We start from the raw sequence: 18,845 nt of genomic DNA on the forward strand, positions 1-18,845 counted from the left end.
AGGATATTGCCAGGCTTAAACGCTGAGGTTGAGGTGCAGGTTGTCGATCAACCGGGTCGCGCCCAGGTACGCGGCGACCAGGATCACCACATCACGATCCTCGGCGGTTGCCGGGCGCAGATGCTGGCCCTGGCGAACTTCCAGGTAGTCCATGCGCAGGCTGGCGGCCTCGATGTGTTGGACCTGCTCGGCCCGCAGCTTGGCGAAGTCGCGGTCGCCATTCTCAATGGCAGTGGCGATATGACTAAGGCTGCGGAACAGCACCGGGGCGATGGCGCGCTGCTCTTGCGTCAGGTAACCGTTGCGCGAGGACAGCGCCAGGCCGTCCTCGGCGCGCACGGTGGGTTCGCCAATGATCTGGATCGGCATGTTCAGGTCGCGCACCATGGCGCGGATCACCGCCAGTTGCTGGTAGTCCTTTTGCCCGAACACCGCCAGGTCAGGCTGGACCATGTTGAACAACTTGCTCACCACCGTCGCCACACCCTCGAAGTGCCCCGGACGGCTGGCGCCGCACAGGCTTTCAGACAGTTGTGGCACGCTGACCCGGGTCTGCACGGTCATGCCGCCTGGGTACATTTCGTCGACCGTGGGTGCGAACAGCAGGTTGCAGCCCGCCACCAGCAGCTTTTCCTGGTCGGCGGCGAGGGTGCGCGGGTACTTGTCCAGGTCTTCGCCGGCGCCAAACTGCAGCGGGTTGACGAAAATGCTCGCCACCACGAAGTCGGCTTGCTCGGCGGCGCGGGTCACCAACTTGGCGTGGCCCGCATGCAGGTTGCCCATGGTTGGCACGAAGCCGATGCGCTTACCGGCGCTGCGCGCGTGAGTGACCGCGGCCCGCAGTTCGCGCAGGGTTTTTACGGTGTTCATGCAGAGAATCCGTGTTCGGTGCCTGGGAAGGTGACGGCTTTGACTTCGGCGACATAGGCACCCAGCGCGGCGTGGATGCTGTCCTGGCCCGCCATGAAGTTCTTCACGAACTTAGGTGCGCGGCCGGTGAGGTTCAGGCCGAGCATATCGTGCAACACCAGGACCTGGCCGTCGGTAGCGCTGCCGGCGCCAATACCGATGACCGGGATTTTCACCGCCTGGGTGATTTCTGCGGCCAGTTCGCTTGGCACGCATTCGAGCAGGATCATTGCCGCGCCGGCCTGCTCAAGGGCGATGGCATCGGCGCGCATCTGCCGCGCCTGGGCTTCATTGCGACCCTGGACCTTGTAGCCACCGAGGATATTCACCGACTGCGGTGTCAGGCCCATGTGCGCACACACCGGCACGCCGCGTTCGGCCAGCAGGCGGATCGACTCGGCGAGCCATACGGCACCTTCCACCTTGATCATATGTGCCCCGGCCTGCATCAGCTTGCCGGCATTCTGGAAGGTCTGCTCAAGCGTTGCGTACGCCATGAACGGCAGGTCGGCGATGATGAACGCGCCCTCGTTGCCGCGCTTGACGCTGGCGGTGTGGTAGGCGAGTTCATCGGTGGTGACGGGGAGGGTGCTGTCATTCCCTTGAAGAACCATGCCCAGGGAGTCGCCCACCAGTAACACCTCGACGCCGGCCTGGCAGCAGGCCTGGGCGAAGGTGGCGTCATAGCAGGTCAGCATGGCGATTTTTTCACCCTTGAGTTTGAGGCTCTGCAAGGTGGTCAGGGTAATGTCTGGCATGAAAAGAGTCCTCGTTCAGGCGCTTGGAAACAGCGAGTAACGCGCGTGAGTCTTCGTTTATACAGGCGCACTTTCTTCAGAGCAGTGCTTATAAGGCCTGGATTGCGCCCTTCAGCGCCGGGTTGGCGGCAGCGGGACGCCTATAGTCGTGAGGAGGACTCTGGAAGTCAATTGGATGTGTTACCGCATTGTTACGAGGTAGGTGTTACCGCTGTTACTGATGCGATTCAGCAGGCTGTAATGCTTTTTGGCTGGCGCTGAGGATCAATGTAGGAGCTGGCTTGCCTGCGATGGCATCACCGCGGAGTGTCAGGCAGACTGCGGTGATGCCATCGCAGGCAAGCCAGCTCCTACAGGGATTGAGGCAGGCGTTCCAGGCCGACGAACGGGCATCCGGCGAGCAGATCACTGAGTAGACGGCCGTCAGGCAGTTGCAAAGTGGCAGGTGCCAGTTCGGCAAGTGGATACAGCACAAACGCGCGCAGATGCATTTGATAGTGCGGCACCTTGAGGCGCGGCTCATCAATCAGGCGATCGCCAAACAGCAGGATATCCAGGTCCAGCGTGCGAGGGCCCCAGCGTTCAAGGCGTTCGCGGCCCTGGTCGTTCTCGATGGCTTGCAGCGCATCCAGCAGCTCCAGTGGCGTGAGGGTGCTGTCCAGCGCCGCCACCGCGTTGGTGTAGCGCGGCTGGCCAGGAAGCAGGGAATCGCTTTGATAGAAGGCAGAAACACCGACGAGTGTGGTGTTCGGCAACTGCGCCAACGCCTCGATGGCGTTGCGCAATTGCTGCTGCGGGGCAGCGAGGTTGCTGCCCATGCCAATGTAGATACGTTCCACCGTGCTTATTCGCCCGAGGTATCGGCGGCACTGCGCTTGCGCTTGCTGCCACTGCTGCGGCGGCGCTTTTTCGGCCCGTCGCCCGTGGTTTCGCCTTTGCTGCTCAGTTCACGAATCATCTCGCGACGTTCGCTGTCATTGGCGTCCTGATAGTCGGTCCACCATTCGCCCAGGCCATCGGTCTGTTCGCCGGCGCTTTCGCGCAGCAGCAGGAAGTCGTAGCCGGCACGGAAGCGCGGGTTGTCCAGCAGCAGGTCGGCGCGTTTGCCACTGCGACGTGGCAGGCGTTCCTGCATGTCCCAGATCTCGCGGATCGGCATGGTGAAGCGCTTGGGGATCGCGATGCGCTGGCACTGTTCGGCGATCAATTCGTGCGCAGCTTCCTGCATTGCCGGAATCGGCGGCATGCCACGGTTCTGCAGGCGCAGTACCCGGGCGGGCAGCGCCGGCCAGAGCAGGGCGGCAAACAGGAACGCCGGGGTCACCGGTTTGTTCTGTTTGATCCGCAGGTCGGTGTTGATCAACGCTTCACTGATCAGCGTGTGGGTGTACGTCGGGTTGTGCTCCAGTGCATCGGCGCTGGCCGGGAACAATGGGTCGAACAACTGCAGGTCCACCAGCATTTCGAACGTGTCGGCGGCATGCCCGGAAAGGAACAGCTTGAGCACTTCCTCGAACAGGCGCGCCGAGGGAATTTCCCGCAGCATCGGTGCCAGTTCGCGAATCGGCGCGGCAGTGTGTTTCTCAATGCCGAAGTTCAGCTTGGCGGCAAAACGCACGGCCCGCAGCATGCGCACCGGGTCTTCCTGATAGCGCTGCGTGGGGTCGCCGATCAGGCGGATCAGGTGATTGCGAATATCGTGCACGCCGTTGGCGTAATCGAGGATGCGCTCGCTGACTGGATCGTAATAGAGGGCATTGATGGTGAAGTCGCGGCGTTGCGCGTCTTCTTCCAGGGTGCCGTACACATTGTCCCGTAGGATGCGTCCGCTTTCGTTGCGGGAAGACTGGTTGCTGTCTTCCTCTTCATCGTTTTGCGGGTGGCCCGCGCGGAATGTCGCGACCTCGATGATTTCGCGACCAAAGTGGATATGCACCAATTTGAAGCGCCGGCCGATGATCCGCGCGTTGCGAAACTCGGCACGCACTTGTTCAGGCGTGGCGCTGGTGGCGACGTCGAAATCCTTGGGGGTGATGTTGAGCAACATGTCGCGCACGCAACCGCCGACCAGGTAGGCCTGGTAGCCGGCGTTCTGCAGGCGTTCGACGATGTTCACCGCATAACGGCTGAACTGGGCGCGCTGCAGCGAATGTTGATTGCTGTTGAGCACTTCAGGCGTGCTGCGAATGTGTTGCGTACGACGCAAGGGGGAACGGAATGACTGGAACAACTTCTTCAGCATGGGATGCACTGTTTGAAGGAATGTTCGGCCATAACGAAGAATGACCGCATGATGGGCCGGGATTCTAGCATTTAGTCAGGGGATGGTGTAGGAACTAGCTGCAAGCGTTGAGCCAGATGCTTAAAAAAGCCGGCGTGGCGCTCAAATCGCAGAAACTACAAGGGGAGCCGAAGCTCCCCCAGAAAGTAGTTGCGTGCTCTATTTTTATTATTGATTTCGGGCTTCTTGTTTTTGTTGATCGCCCTCGCCATGACATTTCACCTTCATGACACTCCCAATCGGGAGTCAAGAGCAAACGGATTGCTTTGGTCGCTGTGTTGCTATGATCAATGATTCAACCAGTTCAGGCTCTGCCTTAGGGCAGTTTTTGTTGTTCTCGGCCTGGTTGCGGGGCAAGCCCCAAATGCAACGCCTCTCCAAAAGAATCAGTTAGCTGCGCCTCCGCCGTGTTGTTTTTATTGTGCGTGAGTCGATTCGTCTTATTTTTATTGTGTGTGTACGGTGCTTTTTATTGTTCTTGTACTAAGCATATAGCAGGGTGCGTGCCAACTTTTGCGAGCCCCAGCAAAATCAGGGGTTTGACCGGTTCATGGGTGTTTGTCGGGCGAAAAAAAGCCGGGGCTTCGTTACCGTAAGCCCCGGCTTTTTGTTACGTGAATATCTGAGGTAACAGTTTTTTCACGTTTGGGGTGTTACCCAATGTGAGTTGATCTCAGCTTTCGCTGGCAACCCCGGTCTTGCGCCGTGGAATGCCCAGGCGCTGGCGCCGCTCCCACAGGCACTTGCGGCTGACGCCCAGTTTGCGCGCCAGCTCGGTCTCGGTCATATGGTCCTGGTGCTCCAGTACGAAGTGCTGGAAGTAGTCCTCCAGGGACAAGTCTTCTGTGGGCTCGTGGCTGGTGTTACTGCCGCCCTGTTGTGGTGCCAGGCCAATGAAGTCGTCATCGTCCAGGTCGCTTAGTTCGATATCGATGCCCAGCAGCTCAGCGGAGATCTGCGGGCTCTCCGAGAGAATCACTGCGCGTTCCACGGCGTTTTCCAGCTCGCGCACGTTACCTGGCCACGAATAGTGGCGGATGGCCTGTTCGGCGTCGGCCGCAAACGTCAGGTCGGTACGGTTGACCCGCGCGCTCTGGCGCAGCAGGAACGCATTGGCGATCTCGTTGACGTCGGCGCCGCGTTCACGCAGGGCCGGCAACTTGAGGGCAATCACGTGCAGGCGGTAATAGAGGTCTTCACGGAACTGGCCGATTTTCGCCAGGCTTTTCAGGTCACGGTGAGTCGCGGCGATCAGGCGCACGTCGACTTTTTGCGACTGTACCGAGCCAACCCGGCGAATCTCGCCTTCCTGCAGCACACGCAGCAGGCGGGCCTGGGCTTCCAGGGGCAGTTCACCGATTTCGTCGAGGAACAGCGTGCCGCCGTCCGCCGCTTCTACCAAGCCTGCGCGTCCGGCGCTGGCGCCGGTAAAGGCCCCTTTTTCGTGGCCGAACAGTTCGGATTCGATCAAGGATTCGGGGATCGCTGCACAGTTCACCGAGATCATCGGGGCCTTGGCGCGCTTGGACAGGTTGTGCAGGGCGCGGGCCACCAGTTCCTTGCCGGTACCGGACTCGCCCTGGATCAGGACATTGGAGTCAGTGGGCGCCACCTTGCGGATCTTGACGTACAGGTCCTGCATGGGTGGGCAGGAGCCGATGATGCCAATTTCGCCATTGCTGTTGTCGACGCCGGGTTTGTCGCTGGCGGCCTTGCCGGCCGGCCGTTCCGCTGGTGCGCTGCTGGCCGACTGGCGGTCACGCAGGATACGCGCCACCGCCTGGAGCATCTCGTCGTGGTCGAAAGGCTTGGCGATGTAGTCCACCGCGCCCATCTTCATCGAGTCGACGGCCGAGCGCAGGCTGGCATAGCTGGTCATGATCAGCACCGGCGTGCCCTGGCCCAGCTTGATCAACTCGGTGCCCGGTGCGCCGGGCAGGCGCAGGTCACTGACGATCAGGTCGAATGTGGGAATGCTGAAACGCTCTTGGGCTTCCTGCACCGAGCCGGCTTCGCTGACTTGGTACTGATTACGTTCAAGCAGGCGACGCAAGGCAGAGCGGATAATGGTTTCGTCTTCGACGATCAAAATGTGCGGCATTGATTCAATTCTCTCGACGGTCTCAGTTCACAGCGGACGTCGCTTCGACATGACGCGGCAAGGTCACCCGAATACGGGTGCCGCGTTGGCTTTCGGTGTCAGCCGGGCTGTCGATGGTGATTTGTCCATAATGCTCTTCAACGATGGAATAGACCAGTGCAAGGCCCAGACCGGTACCTTCACCCGGATCCTTGGTGGTGAAGAAGGGTTCGAACAATCGGTCCATGATGTTCTGTGGAATACCGCTGCCTTCGTCTTCGACGATCAGGTCGACCGTGTGCTCGAAAGCCTCGCTCTTGACCCTTACCGCACTGCCGGCGGGGGTCGCGTCGCGGGCGTTGGACAGCAGGTTGATCAGCACCTGGGCCAGGCGTTGTGAGTCGCCCACCACCCAGTGTTCCGGATCGCACAAGTTATAGAACTGTACTTCGAAATTGCGCCGGTTCAAGGCCAGCAGCCCAATGGCATCCTGGGCGACTTCGGCCAGGCACACCGCTTCGTCATGATTCTGGTGGCCGCCGGCGTGGGCAAAGCTCATCAGCGATTGCACGATGCGTGAGACACGCTTGGTCTGCTCGAGGATCTGCCCGCTGATCTCGGTGATTTCGTCGTCTTCCTCACGCTCCTCGCGCAGGTTCTGCGCCAGGCACGCGATACCGGTAATCGGATTGCCGATCTCGTGGGCCACGCCGGCCGCCAGGCGGCCGATACTGGCCAGGCGCTCGGAGTGCACCAGCTTGTCTTCGAGCATCTGGGTTTCGGTCAGGTCTTCGACCAGCAACACCAGGCCGCTGTTACCGGGGGCCAGGGGCTCGTCGATCGCTGCCTTGTGCAGGTTCAGCCAGCGGGTCTGGCCGTCGAGGGCCAGGTGCTGTTTGTGCAAGTGCTCGTCTGGCAGGTTGATAAAACCCTGCAACAATTCTTTCCACGGATCGGCGATGGTGGTCAGGCGCGAGCCCACCACGCGCTGGGCGGCGATGCCGGTCAGCTCCTCCATGGCCTTGTTCCACATCAGGATCTCTTGGTCCTTGGCCAGGGAGCACACGCCCATGGGCAGTTCCTGCAAGGTCTGGCGGTGGTAGCGGCGTAGGGCGTCGAGTTCGGCGGCAAGGCCGGTGAGGCGCGAGTGGTAGTCCTCCAGCCGGCTCTCGATAAAGTGGATGTCTTCGGTGACATAGTTCTCGCCGCCGGCCTTGTACGGCAGGAAGGTCTCGACCATGTCCTGGGACACGCTGGGGCCCATCAACCCGGACAGGTTGGCCTCGATACGGTCGCGCAGGCGGCGCAGGGCGTAGGGACGGCGCTCGTCGAACGGCAGGTACAGATCGCGCAGCGCCTGCTCCACTTCCTTTTGCGCGGCCTTGGCACCCAGGGGCTTGGCCAGTTGCGTGGCAAACTCCTGGGGCGAGGCGGCATGCAGTTCGCGGCGTTGCGGACGGCGCACGTTATCCACCGCGCATGCCTCGGCGGCGCTGGTTTCTTCGGGGCTGGCGTTGGTGAACAGGGAAATCAGGGTGAACATCAGCACGTTGGCCGCCAGCGAGGCGATCGCTGCCATGTGCCAACTGGTGTCGTCGAGCACGTAGATCATGTTCAGCAGCGGGATATAAAAACCCTGCAGATTACCGACCAGCGGCAGCAGCATGGTCACCAGCCATACCAGGATCCCCGCCAGCAACCCGGCAATAAACCCACGCCGATTGGCAGTCGGCCAGTACAGCACCGACAAAACCCCCGGCAAGAACTGCAAGGTGGCGACGAAGGCCACAATGCCCAGGTTGGCCAGGTCTTGCTCGGCCGCCATCAACAGGTAGAAACCATAGCCGGCCATGATGATCGCCACGATCAGCGCCCGGCGTGTCCATTTCAGCCAGCGGTAGATATTGCCTTCGGCGGGCGGCTGGTACAGCGGCAGCACCAGGTGGTTGAGGGCCATGCCCGACAGCGCCAGGGTGGTGACAATGATCAAGCCACTGGCCGCCGACAAACCGCCGACATAGGCCAGCAAGGCCAGGGATTTACTGTTGGCGGCGATGCCGATACCCAGGGTGAAGTATTCCGGGTTGGTGGTGGCCCCCAGTTTCAGGCCGGCCCAGAGGATCAGCGGCACTGCCAGGCTCATCAACAACAGGAACAACGGCAGGCCCCAACTGGCGCTGACCAGCGAGCGCGGGTTGAGGTTCTCGGTAAAGGTCATGTGGTACATGTGCGGCATGACGATGGCGGAGGCAAAGAACACCAGCAACAGCGTGCGCCATGGGCCTTCTTGCAGCGGAGTATGCAGGGCGGCGAGGGCTGTCTGGTTTTGCAGCAGCCATAGCTCCAGTTGTTGCGGACCGTCGAACACGCCGTACAGCGCATACAGGCCGACGCCACCGATGGCGATCAGCTTGATCACCGACTCGAAGGCAATCGCAAACACCAGGCCTTCGTGCTTTTCCCGGGTGGCGATATGCCGCGAGCCGAAAAAAATCGTGAACAAAGTGATCAGCGCACAAAAGCTCAGGGCCACCCGATGCTGTACCGGCTCATGGGTGAGAATGCCGATGGAATCGGCCACGGCCTGGATTTGCAGGGCCAGTAGTGGCAGCACGCCGATCAGCATGAAAATCGTGGTCAGCGCGCCGGCCCAGGTGCTGCGAAAGCGGAAGGCAAACAGGTCGGCCAGCGAAGACAGTTGGTAGGTGCGGGTGATTTTCAGGATCGGGTACAGCAGCACCGGCGCCAGCAGGAAGGCCCCGGACACCCCGAGGTAGCTGGAAAGAAACCCATAACCGTATTGGTAGGCCAGGCCCACCGTGCCATAGAACGCCCAGGCGCTGGCATAGACGCCCAGGGATAAGGTGTAGGTCAACGGGTGGCGAATGATCGCCCGCGGGATCATCCCGCGCTCACTGATCCAGGCCACCCCGAACAGCGCGGCCAGGTAGGCGGCGCTGATCAGCAGCATCTGGGTCAGGCTAAAGCTCATCGGCATCTTTTTGGCTCTGCAGGATGAAGGTCACGACGATCAGGATCAGCCACAGCAGATAGGGGCGATACCAGGCGCCCGTGGCGTCGATCCACCAGTCCATGATGGCGGGAGAAAACAGGTAGATCCCGACGACCAGCAGCAGGACCAATCGATAGATGTACATGTTGGCCTCTGATTGAAAAACTGCGGCGATGTTAACGGATGGCTGGCAGGCTGCAAGCGCCTTCAGCGCAATTGCGCTTCGGCCAGGGTCAGTGTGCGCGGGATCCGGCTGGCATCCCAGTACTGGATGCCCCAATCGAGCAGTTCCCGTGGGCTGGCGTAGAGCAGTTCATCCCCCGGCATCTGGCCGAGGGCGCGCAGGGCCCTTAAGAGCAAAGGTGTGGCCTGGTCGGGCATTAGCGGTGGGGAGCGGTAGGATTTGCCCAGCTTGTTGCCGTCCGGCTGGATGATCAGCGGCACATGCAGGTAGCGCGGCTGGCGCAGGCCCAGCAGCTCTTGCAGGTACAGCTGGCGTGGCGTGGAGTCCAGCAGGTCGGCGCCGCGCACGATATCGGTGACACCTTGCCAGGCATCGTCGAGCACCACGGCCAGTTGGTAGGCATACAGGCCGTCGCGACGGCGGATGATGAAGTCGCCGACATCGCGGCCCAGGTGTTGTCGGAACTCGCCCTGTACACGGTCAGTAAAATGGTATTCCAACTCGGGAACCCGTAGGCGAATGGCGGCATCCTGCTGGTCGTGGCCGGCGTTGCGGCAGAGGCCAGGGTAAATGCCGTTATACGGTTCCAGTTGCTTGCGTGAACAGGTGCAGGCGTAGGCCAGGCCATGATTGAACATATCGTTCAGGACTTTGGCGTAGGCATCATGCCGCTCGCTTTGTCGGACCAGTTCGCCGTCCCATTCAAAACCATAGCTTTCCAGGGCATGCAGGATCGCCGCCTGGGCGCCCGGCTCTTCACGGGGTGGGTCGAGGTCTTCCATGCGCATCAGCCAGCGGCCTTGATTGGCGCGGGCGTCGAGATAGGAAGCGAGGGCTGCAACCAGGGAGCCGAAGTGCAAATGGCCGCTGGGCGTGGGGGCGAAACGCCCGATATAGGGAGAGGCTGTCATGGCCAGGATATTACTGGAAAACCGCCAAACTCCAGAAACAAAAATGGGGCATTTGCACGCCCCATTCGTCCAGCCGGGCAGGGATTACTTGCCGACCTGTTTTTCCTTGATTTCGGCCAAGGTCTTGCAGTCTACGCACATGTCTGCAGTAGGACGGGCTTCCAGGCGACGAATACCAATCTCGACGCCGCAGGATTCGCACCAGCCATATTCTTCGTCTTCGATCAGTTGCAACGTCTTGTCGATTTTCTTGATCAGCTTGCGCTCGCGATCACGGGCGCGCAGTTCAAGGCTGAACTCTTCTTCCTGGCTGGCACGGTCGGCCGGGTCAGGGAAGTTGGCTGCTTCGTCCTTCATATGGTCAACGGTACGGTCGACCTCCTGCATCAAGTCCTGTTTCCATTTTTGCAGGATCTTGGTGAAGTGCTTGCGCATGGGCTCGCCCATGTACTCCTCACCCTTCGTCTCGATGTAGGGTTCGAAGCCGCTGATGCTCTGTTGCTTTGCTTGGGTGGACATGAATAGACCGCCTCTCACTCTTCTAATCCATTGCGCAGGATTGCAACATCACCGACACCTGCCGGCCCTGCGGCTGCAAGCGGGCGAACTTACCAGATAGATTCGGGGTGCGCCACTCCCGGTTGTCGAGGCCCGTCGCGCCGGGGTTGCAAACTGCTGCGACCCGCCGTGGCCGGGCATACACCGTCTGGAATGATGATTTTAGTCTTTTTGCAGGCGCTTGCCCGGCTCATCACGCCAGCCGGGCAGGCAATAGAACATGTTTTACCTCGCGGGTTCGGTAGAATCCCGATTTTGTCCTCATTGTTAAGGAAGGCTAATGGCTCAGCCCTACAGTGCTCGCAGTCGTGCTATCGAACCTTTTCATGTCATGGCGTTGCTGGCGCGGGCCAATGAGCTGCAGGCCGCTGGCCATGATGTGATTCACCTGGAGATCGGCGAGCCGGACTTCACCACCGCCGAGCCGATCATCCAGGCCGGCCAGGCCGCACTGGCCAACGGCAAGACCCGCTACACCGCCGCCCGTGGCCTGCCGGAATTGCGCGAGGCCATCAGTGGTTTCTACCAGCAGCGTTATGACTTGAGCATCGACCCCGAACGCATCCTGATCACACCGGGCGGCTCCGGGGCCTTGCTCCTGGCCAGCAGCCTGCTGGTGGATCCCGGCAAACATTGGTTGCTCGCGGACCCAGGCTACCCCTGTAACCGGCATTTCCTACGACTGGTGGAGGGCGCGGCGCAACTGGTGCCGGTCGGCCCCGAGGTGCGTTACCAGCTGACCGCCGACCTGGTGGAGCGCTATTGGGACCAGGACAGCGTGGGGGCGTTGGTCGCCTCGCCGGCCAACCCGACCGGGACCATTCTGACTCGTGATGAACTGGCCGGCCTGTCCAGGGCGATCAAGGCCCGCAATGGCCATCTGGTGGTGGATGAGATCTATCACGGCCTGACCTATGGCACTGACGCGGCCAGCGTGCTGGAAGTGGATGACGAGGCGTTTGTCCTAAACAGTTTTTCAAAGTATTTCGGCATGACCGGTTGGCGCCTCGGCTGGCTGGTGGCGCCCCCCGCTGCGGTGGGTGAGCTGGAGAAGCTGGCGCAAAACCTGTACATCAGCGCACCGAGCATGGCCCAGCATGCGGCATTGGCCTGTTTTACCCCGCAGACCCTGGAGATCCTTGAAGAACGACGGGCCGAGTTCGGGCGCCGGCGTGACTTTTTGCTGCCGGCCCTGCGTGAGCTGGGGTTCGGTATCGCAGTCGAGCCTGAGGGGGCGTTTTACCTGTATGCCGATATCAGCGCCTTTGGTGGCGACGCCTTCGCGTTTTGCCGGCACTTTCTTGAAACCGAGCACGTGGCATTCACGCCAGGGTTGGATTTCGGTCGCTTCAAGGCGGGTCATCATGTGCGTTTTGCCTACACACAAAACCTCGATCGCCTACAGGAAGCAGTGGAACGCATTGCCCGTGGCTTGCGGAGCTGGCAAAGCTGATGCGCTTTCATCCTCCCCTCGAAGAAGGTCGGCTGATTCGCCGCTACAAGCGTTTTCTGGCCGATATCGAAACCGTTACCGGCGAGTTGCTGACCATTCACTGCCCCAACACCGGCTCAATGTTCAACTGCATGATCGAGGGCGGGCCGGTCTGGTTCAGCCGCTCCAACGACCCCAAGCGCAAGCTGCCGGGCACCTGGGAGATCGCGCAGACCCCACAGGGCCGTCTGGCGTGCGTCAATACCGCGCGAGCCAACCCGTTGGTTGAAGAGGCGTTGAATGCCGGGGTGATCACTGAGCTCAACGGCTTTACCGCGTTAAAGCGTGAAGTGCCCTACGGCCAGGAGAAAAGCCGGATCGACTTTCGCCTGGACTACCCCGACGGCGCGGCCTATGTCGAAGTCAAAAGTGTCACCCTGGGGTTTGACGGCACGCCTATCGCGGCGTTTCCCGATGCAGTGACCCAGCGTGGTGCCAAACATTTACGGGAGTTGGCGCACTTGGCCCGTAACGGTGTACGAGCCGTGCAGTTGTACTGTGTGAATGTGTCCGGCATCGATGGCGTAAGGCCGGCCGAGGAGATCGATCCCGGGTATGCCGCTGCACTGCGTGAAGCCAAGTCCGCTGGGGTGCAGGTCCTGGCCTATGGCGTGAATGTCAGTGCACAGGAAATCTGCATTGATCGCCCTTTGCCCGTGCTGCTCAACGACTAGAGTTGCACCCACAGCCCCTGTGCGTCTTCGCGGCCGGGCAGCGGCGTCAGGCTTTGGCCTGCGCAGGGGCCGGCCACGCATTCGCCGCTTTCGATCAGAAATAACGCGCCGTGGGTGGCGCATTGGATCATGCTCGCGCTGGGGTCGAGAAACCGGTCAGGTTGCCATTCCAGTGGTACGCCGCGATGGGGGCAGCGGTTGATATAGAAATACACTCGGCCTTCGCGGCGCACGGCCAATAACTTGCGGCCATCGATATCGAAGCCGCGGCTGCTGTCTGGGGCCAGTTCGTGGGAGGAGCACAGAAACTTCATAGGTGTTCTCAGGTGGCGCGGGTCAAGGGCTGTGGCGCAATCCGGGGTTTACGGGTGAGCCCGGTGCTTGACGTTCAAATGCAAACAATTATCAAATGCTGGCTTCGCCCGTCAGCTGACTGCGTGCTCAGTACGATGCCAGACGGCCTCACCCTTGGAAGGAAACCCTTTTATGCGCCTGAGTGCCAGCGCTATTGCGCTTGTTGTCGGACTGCTGGTCAACCACGTGGCGCAAGCTGCTGAGCTGCCTCAACGCTGGGTCAGCGCCGGGGGCGCGTTGTCGGAGTGGGTGACGGCCCTGGGCGGAGAGTCGAAGCTGGTGGGCGTCGATACTACCAGCCAGCATCCGCAGTCGCTAAAGGCGCTGCCCAGTATCGGTTACCAGCGCCAGCTGTCCGCCGAAGGGATCTTGAGCCTGCGCCCGCAGATCCTGGTGGGCACCGAGGAAATGGGGCCACCACCGGTGCTGGCGCAGATTCGCAATGCCGGGGTGCAAGTGGAACTGTTCTCCGCGCAGCCGGACCTGCCGACCCTGCAAGGCAACCTGCAGCACCTGGGCAAGCTGCTGGGAGCTGAAGACAAGGCCGCGACACTGTTCAATGCTTATCAACAGCAACTAAACCTGCAAAAAACGGCCGTGACCCAGGCGCAAACCCGGCAAAAGGCCCCTGGCGTGCTGCTGGTGCTCGGGCATGCCGGTGGCAAGCCGCTGATCGCCGGCAAGGACACGGCCGCCGACTGGGTGCTGCAACAGGCCGGCGGGCACAACCTGGCGACGCACAGCGGCTATAAGCCGTTTTCGGTTGAGTCGCTGGCGGGGTTGAGCCCTGAAGTGCTGGTGTTCTCTGACCGCGCCCTGAGTGGCGAGGCGGCCCGTGCGGCCTTGTTCAAGGAAAACCCGATTCTGGCGAACACCTCGGCGGCCAAGACCGGCCGGGTGTTTGAGTTGGACCCCACCTTGTTGGTCGGCGGCCTGGGCCCACGCTTGCCGGCCAGCCTGCAAATCCTGTCCGCCGGGTTCTATCCCGTTAAAGCCCAAGCCGCCCCATGACCACTCTGGTTAAACCGCGCACCCTGTTTATCGGCTTGAGCCTGTTGTGTGTGTTGGCGACCTGGCTGTCCCTGGCCCTGGGGCCGGTCAGCCTGCCGTTGCTCGACACTCTGCGCGCTGCCTTGCGCCTGCTTGGCGTGCCTATCGAGGCCCAAGGCTTGGAGCAGGCTGAGCTGATTCTGGGGCAGATCCGTTTGCCGCGCACTTTGCTGGGGCTGGCGGTTGGCGGGGTGCTGGCGCTGTCGGGGGTGGCCATGCAGGGGCTGTTTCGCAACCCGTTGGCCGACCCCGGGTTGGTCGGTGTGTCCAGTGGCGCTGCGCTGGGGGCGGCGGTGGCCATCGTCGGCGGCGCGGCCTTTGGTGGCCTGCCGGACGCCGTGGCGCCGTATCTGTTGTCGCTGTGTGCATTTCTGGGTGGCTTGGGCGTGACCGCGCTGGTCTATCGCCTGGGGCGGCGCGACGGGCAGACCAATGTCGCAACCATGTTGTTGGCCGGTATCGCCCTGACCGCGCTGGCGGTCTCGGCGGTGGGCCTGTTCACCTACCTGGCCGATGACGCTACCTTGCGCACCCTGACGTTCTGGAACCTTGGCAGCCTGAACGGCGCCAGCTACTCGCGACTGTGGCCATTGCTGCTGGTCAGTGCCGGTGTGGCGCTGTGGCTGCCGCGCCGGGCCAAGGCGCTCAATGCCTTGCTACTGGGAGAATCGGAAGCCAGTCACCTGGGGATCAATGTCGAGGGGCTCAAGCGCGAGCTGGTGTTTTGCACGGCGCTCGGGGTTGGCGCGGCGGTCGCCGCTGCGGGGCTGATCGGTTTTGTCGGGCTGGTGGTGCCACATCTGGTGCGGCTGCTGGCGGGGCCGGATCATCGTGTGCTCCTGCCGGCCTCGGTGCTGGCGGGCGCGAGCCTGTTGTTATTCGCCGACCTGGTGGCCCGCCTGGCCCTGGCGCCGGCGGAGTTGCCCATTGGTATTGTTACTGCCTTTATCGGTGCTCCGTTTTTTCTATACCTGCTGTTGCGAGGACGCGCCTGATGCTGCGAGTGGACAACCTGCAGATCCGTCGCGGTCGCAAAACCGTGTTGGCCGACGTGACCCTGGACTTGAAACCCGGTGAAGTTCTGGGTGTGCTCGGCCCCAATGGCGCCGGCAAAAGCACGTTGCTGGGCGCGTTGTGTGCGCAATTGCATCCGGATGAAGGGCAGGTTTGGCTGGACGACCGCGAGCTCAAGGATTGGCAGGGCGCGCAACGGGCGCAGCGCCTGGCGGTGCTGCCCCAGGTGTCGACCCTGGATTTCGCGTTTCGCGTCGAGGAAGTGGTGGGCATGGGGCGCTTGCCCCATCAGACCGGGCGGGTACGCGACGATGAAATCATCGAAGCCGCCTTGCAGGCCGCCGACGTGGGCCACCTGAGCGGACGCAGCTACCTGGCGTTGTCCGGCGGCGAACGCCAGCGCGTGCACCTGGCGCGGGTGCTGGCGCAACTCTGGCCGGGCGAGGCGGGGCAGACCCTATTGCTGGACGAGCCGACCTCGATGCTCGACCCATTGCACCAGCACACCACCTTGCAGGCCATCCGCAGCTTTGCCGACCGTGGCGCGGCCGTGCTGGTGATTCTTCACGACCTCAATCTGGCGGCGCGCTACTGCGATCGCATCCTGCTGCTGGAGAACGGTCGCCCCCACGCCCTGGACACACCGGTGCAGGTGTTGCGACCGGAGTTGCTCAAGGCGGTGTTCGGCCTGGATGTGCTGGTGCAGCCCCATCCTGAGCTGGGTCATCCCTTGATCATCGCCCGCTGAACCCTATCTCTGTAGGAGCCGGCTTGCCGGCGATAGCGGTGTATCAAGACCCAGCACCTTCGCCGGCAAGCCAGGTCCTACAGGGTGATATAAAACCCAGGCAAAAAAAGACCCGGCAAGAGCCGGGTCAAATAACCGTGATTAGCCTGATGAGGAGATAATCTGAGAGTCCGAACCAATGGTCTTTCAGTTATCGGCTGATCTCGCGACCAGTTGTGATAATCATAACGATTCTCATTTGAGAGTCAACACTTGTTTTTGCACCCATGGGGATTTTTCTCAAACGTTTGTTTGGAACCCCGCAAACATTGGGTTTTCACCTGTTTCAGTTCTTGTTCCGTATCGACAGCGCTTCCAGTTGGCGATTCAAGGCTTCCTTGCGCTCGGTTGGAATATCGTTCCAATGCACATCCATCAATGCGCCTTCGATGGCATACAGCAGGACTTTGGATGCCCGGAAACCACGGGTGCGTACCGCCCGGTAGGCGTCCACCGCGCCCAGGCGACGCAGGTCCGAAGCGCTATGGATGCCCACCGCATGCAGCCATTGCGCCGAGGTCTTGCCAAGGTTTTTCAGGTGTTGCAGCTCATCATTCATCAAGCCTCCTTGCGACGGCCGAATGGTTCGGTGGGTATCGTGACCAGGCAAGCCTGAAAGGAGTGTAGCGCTCAGTAGGAAAAGCGTAGTTCTTTGCTCAGAAACGACGTAAACGCTTCTAAGGCTGGCGCTGGAATCTTGACGGTGACAGGCGCAGGCCCCCAGCTCGCGTTGCGCTCAGCTGGGGATAAAGGTGTTCGGTCAGCGGGTGCGATAGCGCAGGCGCGTGCCGAAATTGACCGACATTAGGATCTCGTCAGCGCTCAGTTCGGCTGGGAAGTAAGTGCCCGAGATCTGCGCATGGGCCAGGCTGGCGCCTTCCAGCGGGCAGCCCCGCAGGTCCAGGCCACGCAAGTCGGCCGAGCGGAAGTAGGCGTCGGTAAAGTCCACGCCCTCGGCGTCCAGGTGGCGCAGGTCCAGACCACGGAAGTCGCCGCCGCGCATATCAATCGGACCATCCTTGGGGCGTTCCTGATTGAAACCCCGGATGTCATCTTTATGCAGCAGCGCGTAGAGCGGTGTATCAAGCAGCTTCGGCTGGCCCATGGCGGCAACTCCTGTTGGACTTATAATGCCATTATAGTGCCACTATTTGCGGCCGTGAGCTGTTAACCGCATCACGGCCGTGAAATATTTCCTACAGCCCTGGCAGGCGCTGGCGGACGTGGGCAACCAGCGCGTCCAGCGTCCCGCTTTCATTGGTCTCGACCCGCTTGCTCAGTAGCAGTTCTTCGGCGCTCAGGGGATCGCGGCTGGCTTGTTGCTGCTCAATGACTGCCAGGGTAGCGTCAGACGGATCGTTTTTATCTGCCTGACGTTTCGCCAGCCAACTGGCGATAACGGCCTGCGGTGCATTGCAATCGAGGATCAGGAAGGGCGCGCCGGTGGCTTCTGCGACTTTGGCGGCAGCTTCTCGTTGCTCGCGCTTGAGGTAGGTCGCGTCCAGGACTACCGGGAAGCCTGCGCGCAGTACGGTTTCGGCGAGGGTATGCAGGCGGGCGTAGGTTGCCGCGCTGGCGTCCGAGGCATAGATCCCGGCTTGGAGGGTGTTCTCGACCTGTTGCTCGCCAAACAGGCGCTTGCGTTCTACATCGGAGCGCAGGCGAATGGCGCCGAGCGCGTCCACCAGGCGCATCGCCACATGGCTTTTGCCGGTCGCCGATACGCCATGGGTAATCGCCAGGAAGCGCGAGGGGATGGTGCTGTAGCTTTCGGCCAGGTTGGCGTAGTTGCGGTACTGGCGCAGGGTGGTTGCGCGCTCGACCGGTGTTGCCTCGGGCGGCATGCTGAACAGCGCGATCTTGGCCCGCACCAGCGCGCGGTAGGCTTTATAGAAGTTCAGCAGCTCCAGGCTCTGGTAATCGCCAGTCAGCTCCAGGTATTGGCTGATAAAGCGCCTGGCCAGGGTCTTGAGGCCACGGTCTTCCAGGTCCATCGCCAGGAAGCCGGTGTCGGCGCACACGTCGGTGAAGCGGAACGGTTCGTTGAACTCGATGCAGTCGAAGATCACCACGTGATCGTCGATCATGGTTGCGTTGCCCAGGTGAATATCGCCGTGGCACTCGCGGGTAAAGCCATTGAGCTTGCGTTGCTCCAGCAGGGGCTTGAGGCGTTCGAAGCTGCTCTCGGCCCAGGCTTGCAGTGCGTCCAGTTGGGCCAGGTCGGCTTTGTCGCTAAGGAACGGACGGATCTGCTCGAAGTTCTGCCGCACCGGCGCCATCACCTCGTCGGGGGTGCCGGCGGGATGGGCCTCGGGAACCTTGGGGGCGTTGAGGTGGAAGTGCGCAATCTGGCTGGCCATCTCATCGATGTGGCCGTTGGTCAGCTCGCCATTGGCCTGCAAGGTGCTCAGCAGTTGGCTTTGCGGGAACTGGCGCATTTTCAGCACATATTCGATGGCCGGGCCTTCGCCGCCCAGTTGCGGTGCTTCAGCGCTGCCGGTGATCGGCAACACTTCAAGATACAAATCTTGTGTCAGGCGTTGGTTGAGGCGCAGTTCCTCGTTGCAGAAGTGGGCGCGGGCGTCCAGTTGGGTGAAGTCGAGGAAGCCGAAGTTCACCGGTTTCTTGATCTTGTAGGCATAGGGACCGGTGAGCAGGACCCAGGAAATATGGGTTTCGATGACTTGAAACGCTTCGACCGGATGAGGAAACAGGGCCGGGTTTTGCAGGGCGGCAATCAGGGGCTGGCTCACAGGCGATCCTTCGGAGTCTGGGAAAAT

At 61.4% G+C, this 18,845-nt stretch carries 18 protein-coding genes; 5 read left to right on the forward strand and 13 right to left on the reverse strand.

From position 1 onward, the window contains the following. Positions 1-15 precede the first annotated feature (15 nt). From panC to dksA, 9 genes are all read right to left on the reverse strand, one after another. Entirely contained in the window at positions 16-870 is an 855-nt protein-coding gene (gene panC / locus HBO05_RS26580) for a pantoate--beta-alanine ligase (protein WP_172314669.1), read from the reverse strand. Next, a complete protein-coding gene (gene panB, locus HBO05_RS26585; protein WP_169955070.1) occupies positions 867-1,667 on the reverse strand; it encodes a 3-methyl-2-oxobutanoate hydroxymethyltransferase in 801 nt (266 codons plus the stop codon). The genes panC and panB overlap by 4 nt, the downstream gene beginning before the upstream one ends. A gap of 350 nt (positions 1,668-2,017) precedes the next feature. Next, complete coding sequence (gene folK / locus HBO05_RS26590) at positions 2,018-2,506, reverse strand: 2-amino-4-hydroxy-6-hydroxymethyldihydropteridine diphosphokinase (RefSeq protein ID WP_172314671.1); 489 nt, start codon at positions 2,504-2,506, stop codon at positions 2,018-2,020. Positions 2,507-2,511: 5 nt separating this feature from the next. Then, entirely contained in the window at positions 2,512-3,909 is a 1,398-nt protein-coding gene (locus tag HBO05_RS26595) for a polynucleotide adenylyltransferase PcnB (protein WP_172314673.1), read from the reverse strand. 712 nt (positions 3,910-4,621) lie between these two features. After that, positions 4,622-6,049, reverse strand: a complete 1,428-nt coding sequence (locus tag HBO05_RS26600) for a sigma-54 dependent transcriptional regulator (protein ID WP_029298946.1) — start codon at positions 6,047-6,049, stop codon at positions 4,622-4,624. A gap of 22 nt (positions 6,050-6,071) precedes the next feature. Further along, positions 6,072-9,026: a sensor histidine kinase gene (locus HBO05_RS26605; RefSeq protein WP_169955066.1), complete on the reverse strand. Its 2,955-nt coding sequence runs from the start codon at positions 9,024-9,026 to the stop codon at positions 6,072-6,074. Further along, on the reverse strand, positions 9,010-9,186 hold the full coding sequence (locus HBO05_RS26610) for a hypothetical protein (RefSeq protein ID WP_003176118.1): 177 nt from the start codon (positions 9,184-9,186) through the stop codon (positions 9,010-9,012). The genes HBO05_RS26605 and HBO05_RS26610 overlap by 17 nt, the downstream gene beginning before the upstream one ends. 62 nt (positions 9,187-9,248) lie before the next feature. Further along, positions 9,249-10,136, reverse strand: a complete 888-nt coding sequence (gene gluQRS, locus HBO05_RS26615; RefSeq protein ID WP_170043561.1) for a tRNA glutamyl-Q(34) synthetase GluQRS — start codon at positions 10,134-10,136, stop codon at positions 9,249-9,251. Positions 10,137-10,220: 84 nt separating this feature from the next. Beyond that, a complete protein-coding gene (gene dksA, locus HBO05_RS26620; RefSeq protein ID WP_029298940.1) occupies positions 10,221-10,655 on the reverse strand; it encodes an RNA polymerase-binding protein DksA in 435 nt (144 codons plus the stop codon). Between the two features lie 319 nt (positions 10,656-10,974). Between dksA and HBO05_RS26625 the strand changes: the two genes are divergently transcribed. Together HBO05_RS26625 and sfsA are read left to right on the forward strand one after the other, a co-directional pair. Continuing rightward, positions 10,975-12,147, forward strand: a complete 1,173-nt coding sequence (locus tag HBO05_RS26625) for a pyridoxal phosphate-dependent aminotransferase (RefSeq protein ID WP_172314675.1) — start codon at positions 10,975-10,977, stop codon at positions 12,145-12,147. Beyond that, entirely contained in the window at positions 12,147-12,860 is a 714-nt protein-coding gene (gene sfsA, locus HBO05_RS26630; RefSeq protein WP_170058502.1) for a DNA/RNA nuclease SfsA, read from the forward strand. Before HBO05_RS26625 ends, sfsA begins: the two co-directional genes overlap by 1 nt. Here sfsA and HBO05_RS26635 read toward each other — a convergent pair. Continuing rightward, complete coding sequence (locus tag HBO05_RS26635; RefSeq protein ID WP_169955062.1) at positions 12,857-13,174, reverse strand: Rieske (2Fe-2S) protein; 318 nt, start codon at positions 13,172-13,174, stop codon at positions 12,857-12,859. The two genes, sfsA and HBO05_RS26635, sit on opposite strands and share 4 nt — an antisense overlap. Positions 13,175-13,346: 172 nt before the next feature. Between HBO05_RS26635 and HBO05_RS26640 the strand changes: the two genes are divergently transcribed. The 3 genes from HBO05_RS26640 to HBO05_RS26650 are packed head-to-tail and all read left to right on the forward strand — an operon-like array spanning position 13,347 to position 16,026. Next, the gene (locus tag HBO05_RS26640) at positions 13,347-14,225 is read left to right on the forward strand and encodes an ABC transporter substrate-binding protein (protein ID WP_172314677.1); all 879 of its coding nucleotides are present in this window, start codon (positions 13,347-13,349) and stop codon (positions 14,223-14,225) included. 50 nt (positions 14,226-14,275) lie between these two features. Continuing rightward, positions 14,276-15,259 carry an iron ABC transporter permease gene (locus HBO05_RS26645; protein ID WP_172314683.1) on the forward strand — a complete coding sequence of 328 codons (984 nt, stop codon included), beginning with the start codon at positions 14,276-14,278 and terminating at the stop codon, positions 15,257-15,259. Then, positions 15,259-16,026, forward strand: coding sequence for a heme ABC transporter ATP-binding protein (locus HBO05_RS26650; RefSeq protein WP_172314679.1), 768 nt, complete (start codon positions 15,259-15,261; stop codon positions 16,024-16,026). Before HBO05_RS26645 ends, HBO05_RS26650 begins: the two co-directional genes overlap by 1 nt. A gap of 325 nt (positions 16,027-16,351) precedes the next feature. On the opposite strand, the gene HBO05_RS26655 is transcribed toward HBO05_RS26650, so the two are convergent. The 3 genes from HBO05_RS26655 to HBO05_RS26665 all read right to left on the reverse strand — a co-directional run bounded on the left by HBO05_RS26655 (position 16,352) and on the right by HBO05_RS26665 (position 18,818). After that, positions 16,352-16,624, reverse strand: coding sequence for a TfoX/Sxy family protein (locus tag HBO05_RS26655; RefSeq protein WP_169955059.1), 273 nt, complete (start codon positions 16,622-16,624; stop codon positions 16,352-16,354). A gap of 201 nt (positions 16,625-16,825) precedes the next feature. After that, entirely contained in the window at positions 16,826-17,170 is a 345-nt protein-coding gene (locus tag HBO05_RS26660; protein WP_169955058.1) for a pentapeptide repeat-containing protein, read from the reverse strand. Positions 17,171-17,261: 91 nt separating this feature from the next. After that, positions 17,262-18,818, reverse strand: coding sequence for a bifunctional aminoglycoside phosphotransferase/ATP-binding protein (locus tag HBO05_RS26665; protein ID WP_169955057.1), 1,557 nt, complete (start codon positions 18,816-18,818; stop codon positions 17,262-17,264). Between the last annotated feature and the right edge of the window lie 27 nt (positions 18,819-18,845).

The organism is Pseudomonas sp. WS 5079 (genome assembly GCF_012985465.1).
Taxonomy (GTDB): domain Bacteria; phylum Pseudomonadota; class Gammaproteobacteria; order Pseudomonadales; family Pseudomonadaceae; genus Aquipseudomonas.

Coding starts and splice junctions, on each gene's coding strand:
- HBO05_RS26635 (WP_169955062.1), bottom strand. CDS start 13,174: ATGAAGTTTCTGTGCTCCTCCCACGAACTGGCCCCAGACAGCAGCCGC.
- sfsA (WP_170058502.1), top strand. CDS start 12,147: ATGCGCTTTCATCCTCCCCTCGAAGAAGGTCGGCTGATTCGCCGCTAC.
- HBO05_RS26605 (WP_169955066.1), bottom strand. CDS start 9,026: ATGCCGATGAGCTTTAGCCTGACCCAGATGCTGCTGATCAGCGCCGCC.
- dksA (WP_029298940.1), bottom strand. CDS start 10,655: ATGTCCACCCAAGCAAAGCAACAGAGCATCAGCGGCTTCGAACCCTAC.
- HBO05_RS26655 (WP_169955059.1), bottom strand. CDS start 16,624: ATGAATGATGAGCTGCAACACCTGAAAAACCTTGGCAAGACCTCGGCG.
- HBO05_RS26600 (WP_029298946.1), bottom strand. CDS start 6,049: ATGCCGCACATTTTGATCGTCGAAGACGAAACCATTATCCGCTCTGCC.
- HBO05_RS26650 (WP_172314679.1), top strand. CDS start 15,259: ATGCTGCGAGTGGACAACCTGCAGATCCGTCGCGGTCGCAAAACCGTG.
- HBO05_RS26625 (WP_172314675.1), top strand. CDS start 10,975: ATGGCTCAGCCCTACAGTGCTCGCAGTCGTGCTATCGAACCTTTTCAT.
- HBO05_RS26595 (WP_172314673.1), bottom strand. CDS start 3,909: ATGCTGAAGAAGTTGTTCCAGTCATTCCGTTCCCCCTTGCGTCGTACG.
- panB (WP_169955070.1), bottom strand. CDS start 1,667: ATGCCAGACATTACCCTGACCACCTTGCAGAGCCTCAAACTCAAGGGT.
- HBO05_RS26660 (WP_169955058.1), bottom strand. CDS start 17,170: ATGGGCCAGCCGAAGCTGCTTGATACACCGCTCTACGCGCTGCTGCAT.
- HBO05_RS26640 (WP_172314677.1), top strand. CDS start 13,347: ATGCGCCTGAGTGCCAGCGCTATTGCGCTTGTTGTCGGACTGCTGGTC.
- panC (WP_172314669.1), bottom strand. CDS start 870: ATGAACACCGTAAAAACCCTGCGCGAACTGCGGGCCGCGGTCACTCAC.
- gluQRS (WP_170043561.1), bottom strand. CDS start 10,136: ATGACAGCCTCTCCCTATATCGGGCGTTTCGCCCCCACGCCCAGCGGC.
- HBO05_RS26610 (WP_003176118.1), bottom strand. CDS start 9,186: ATGTACATCTATCGATTGGTCCTGCTGCTGGTCGTCGGGATCTACCTG.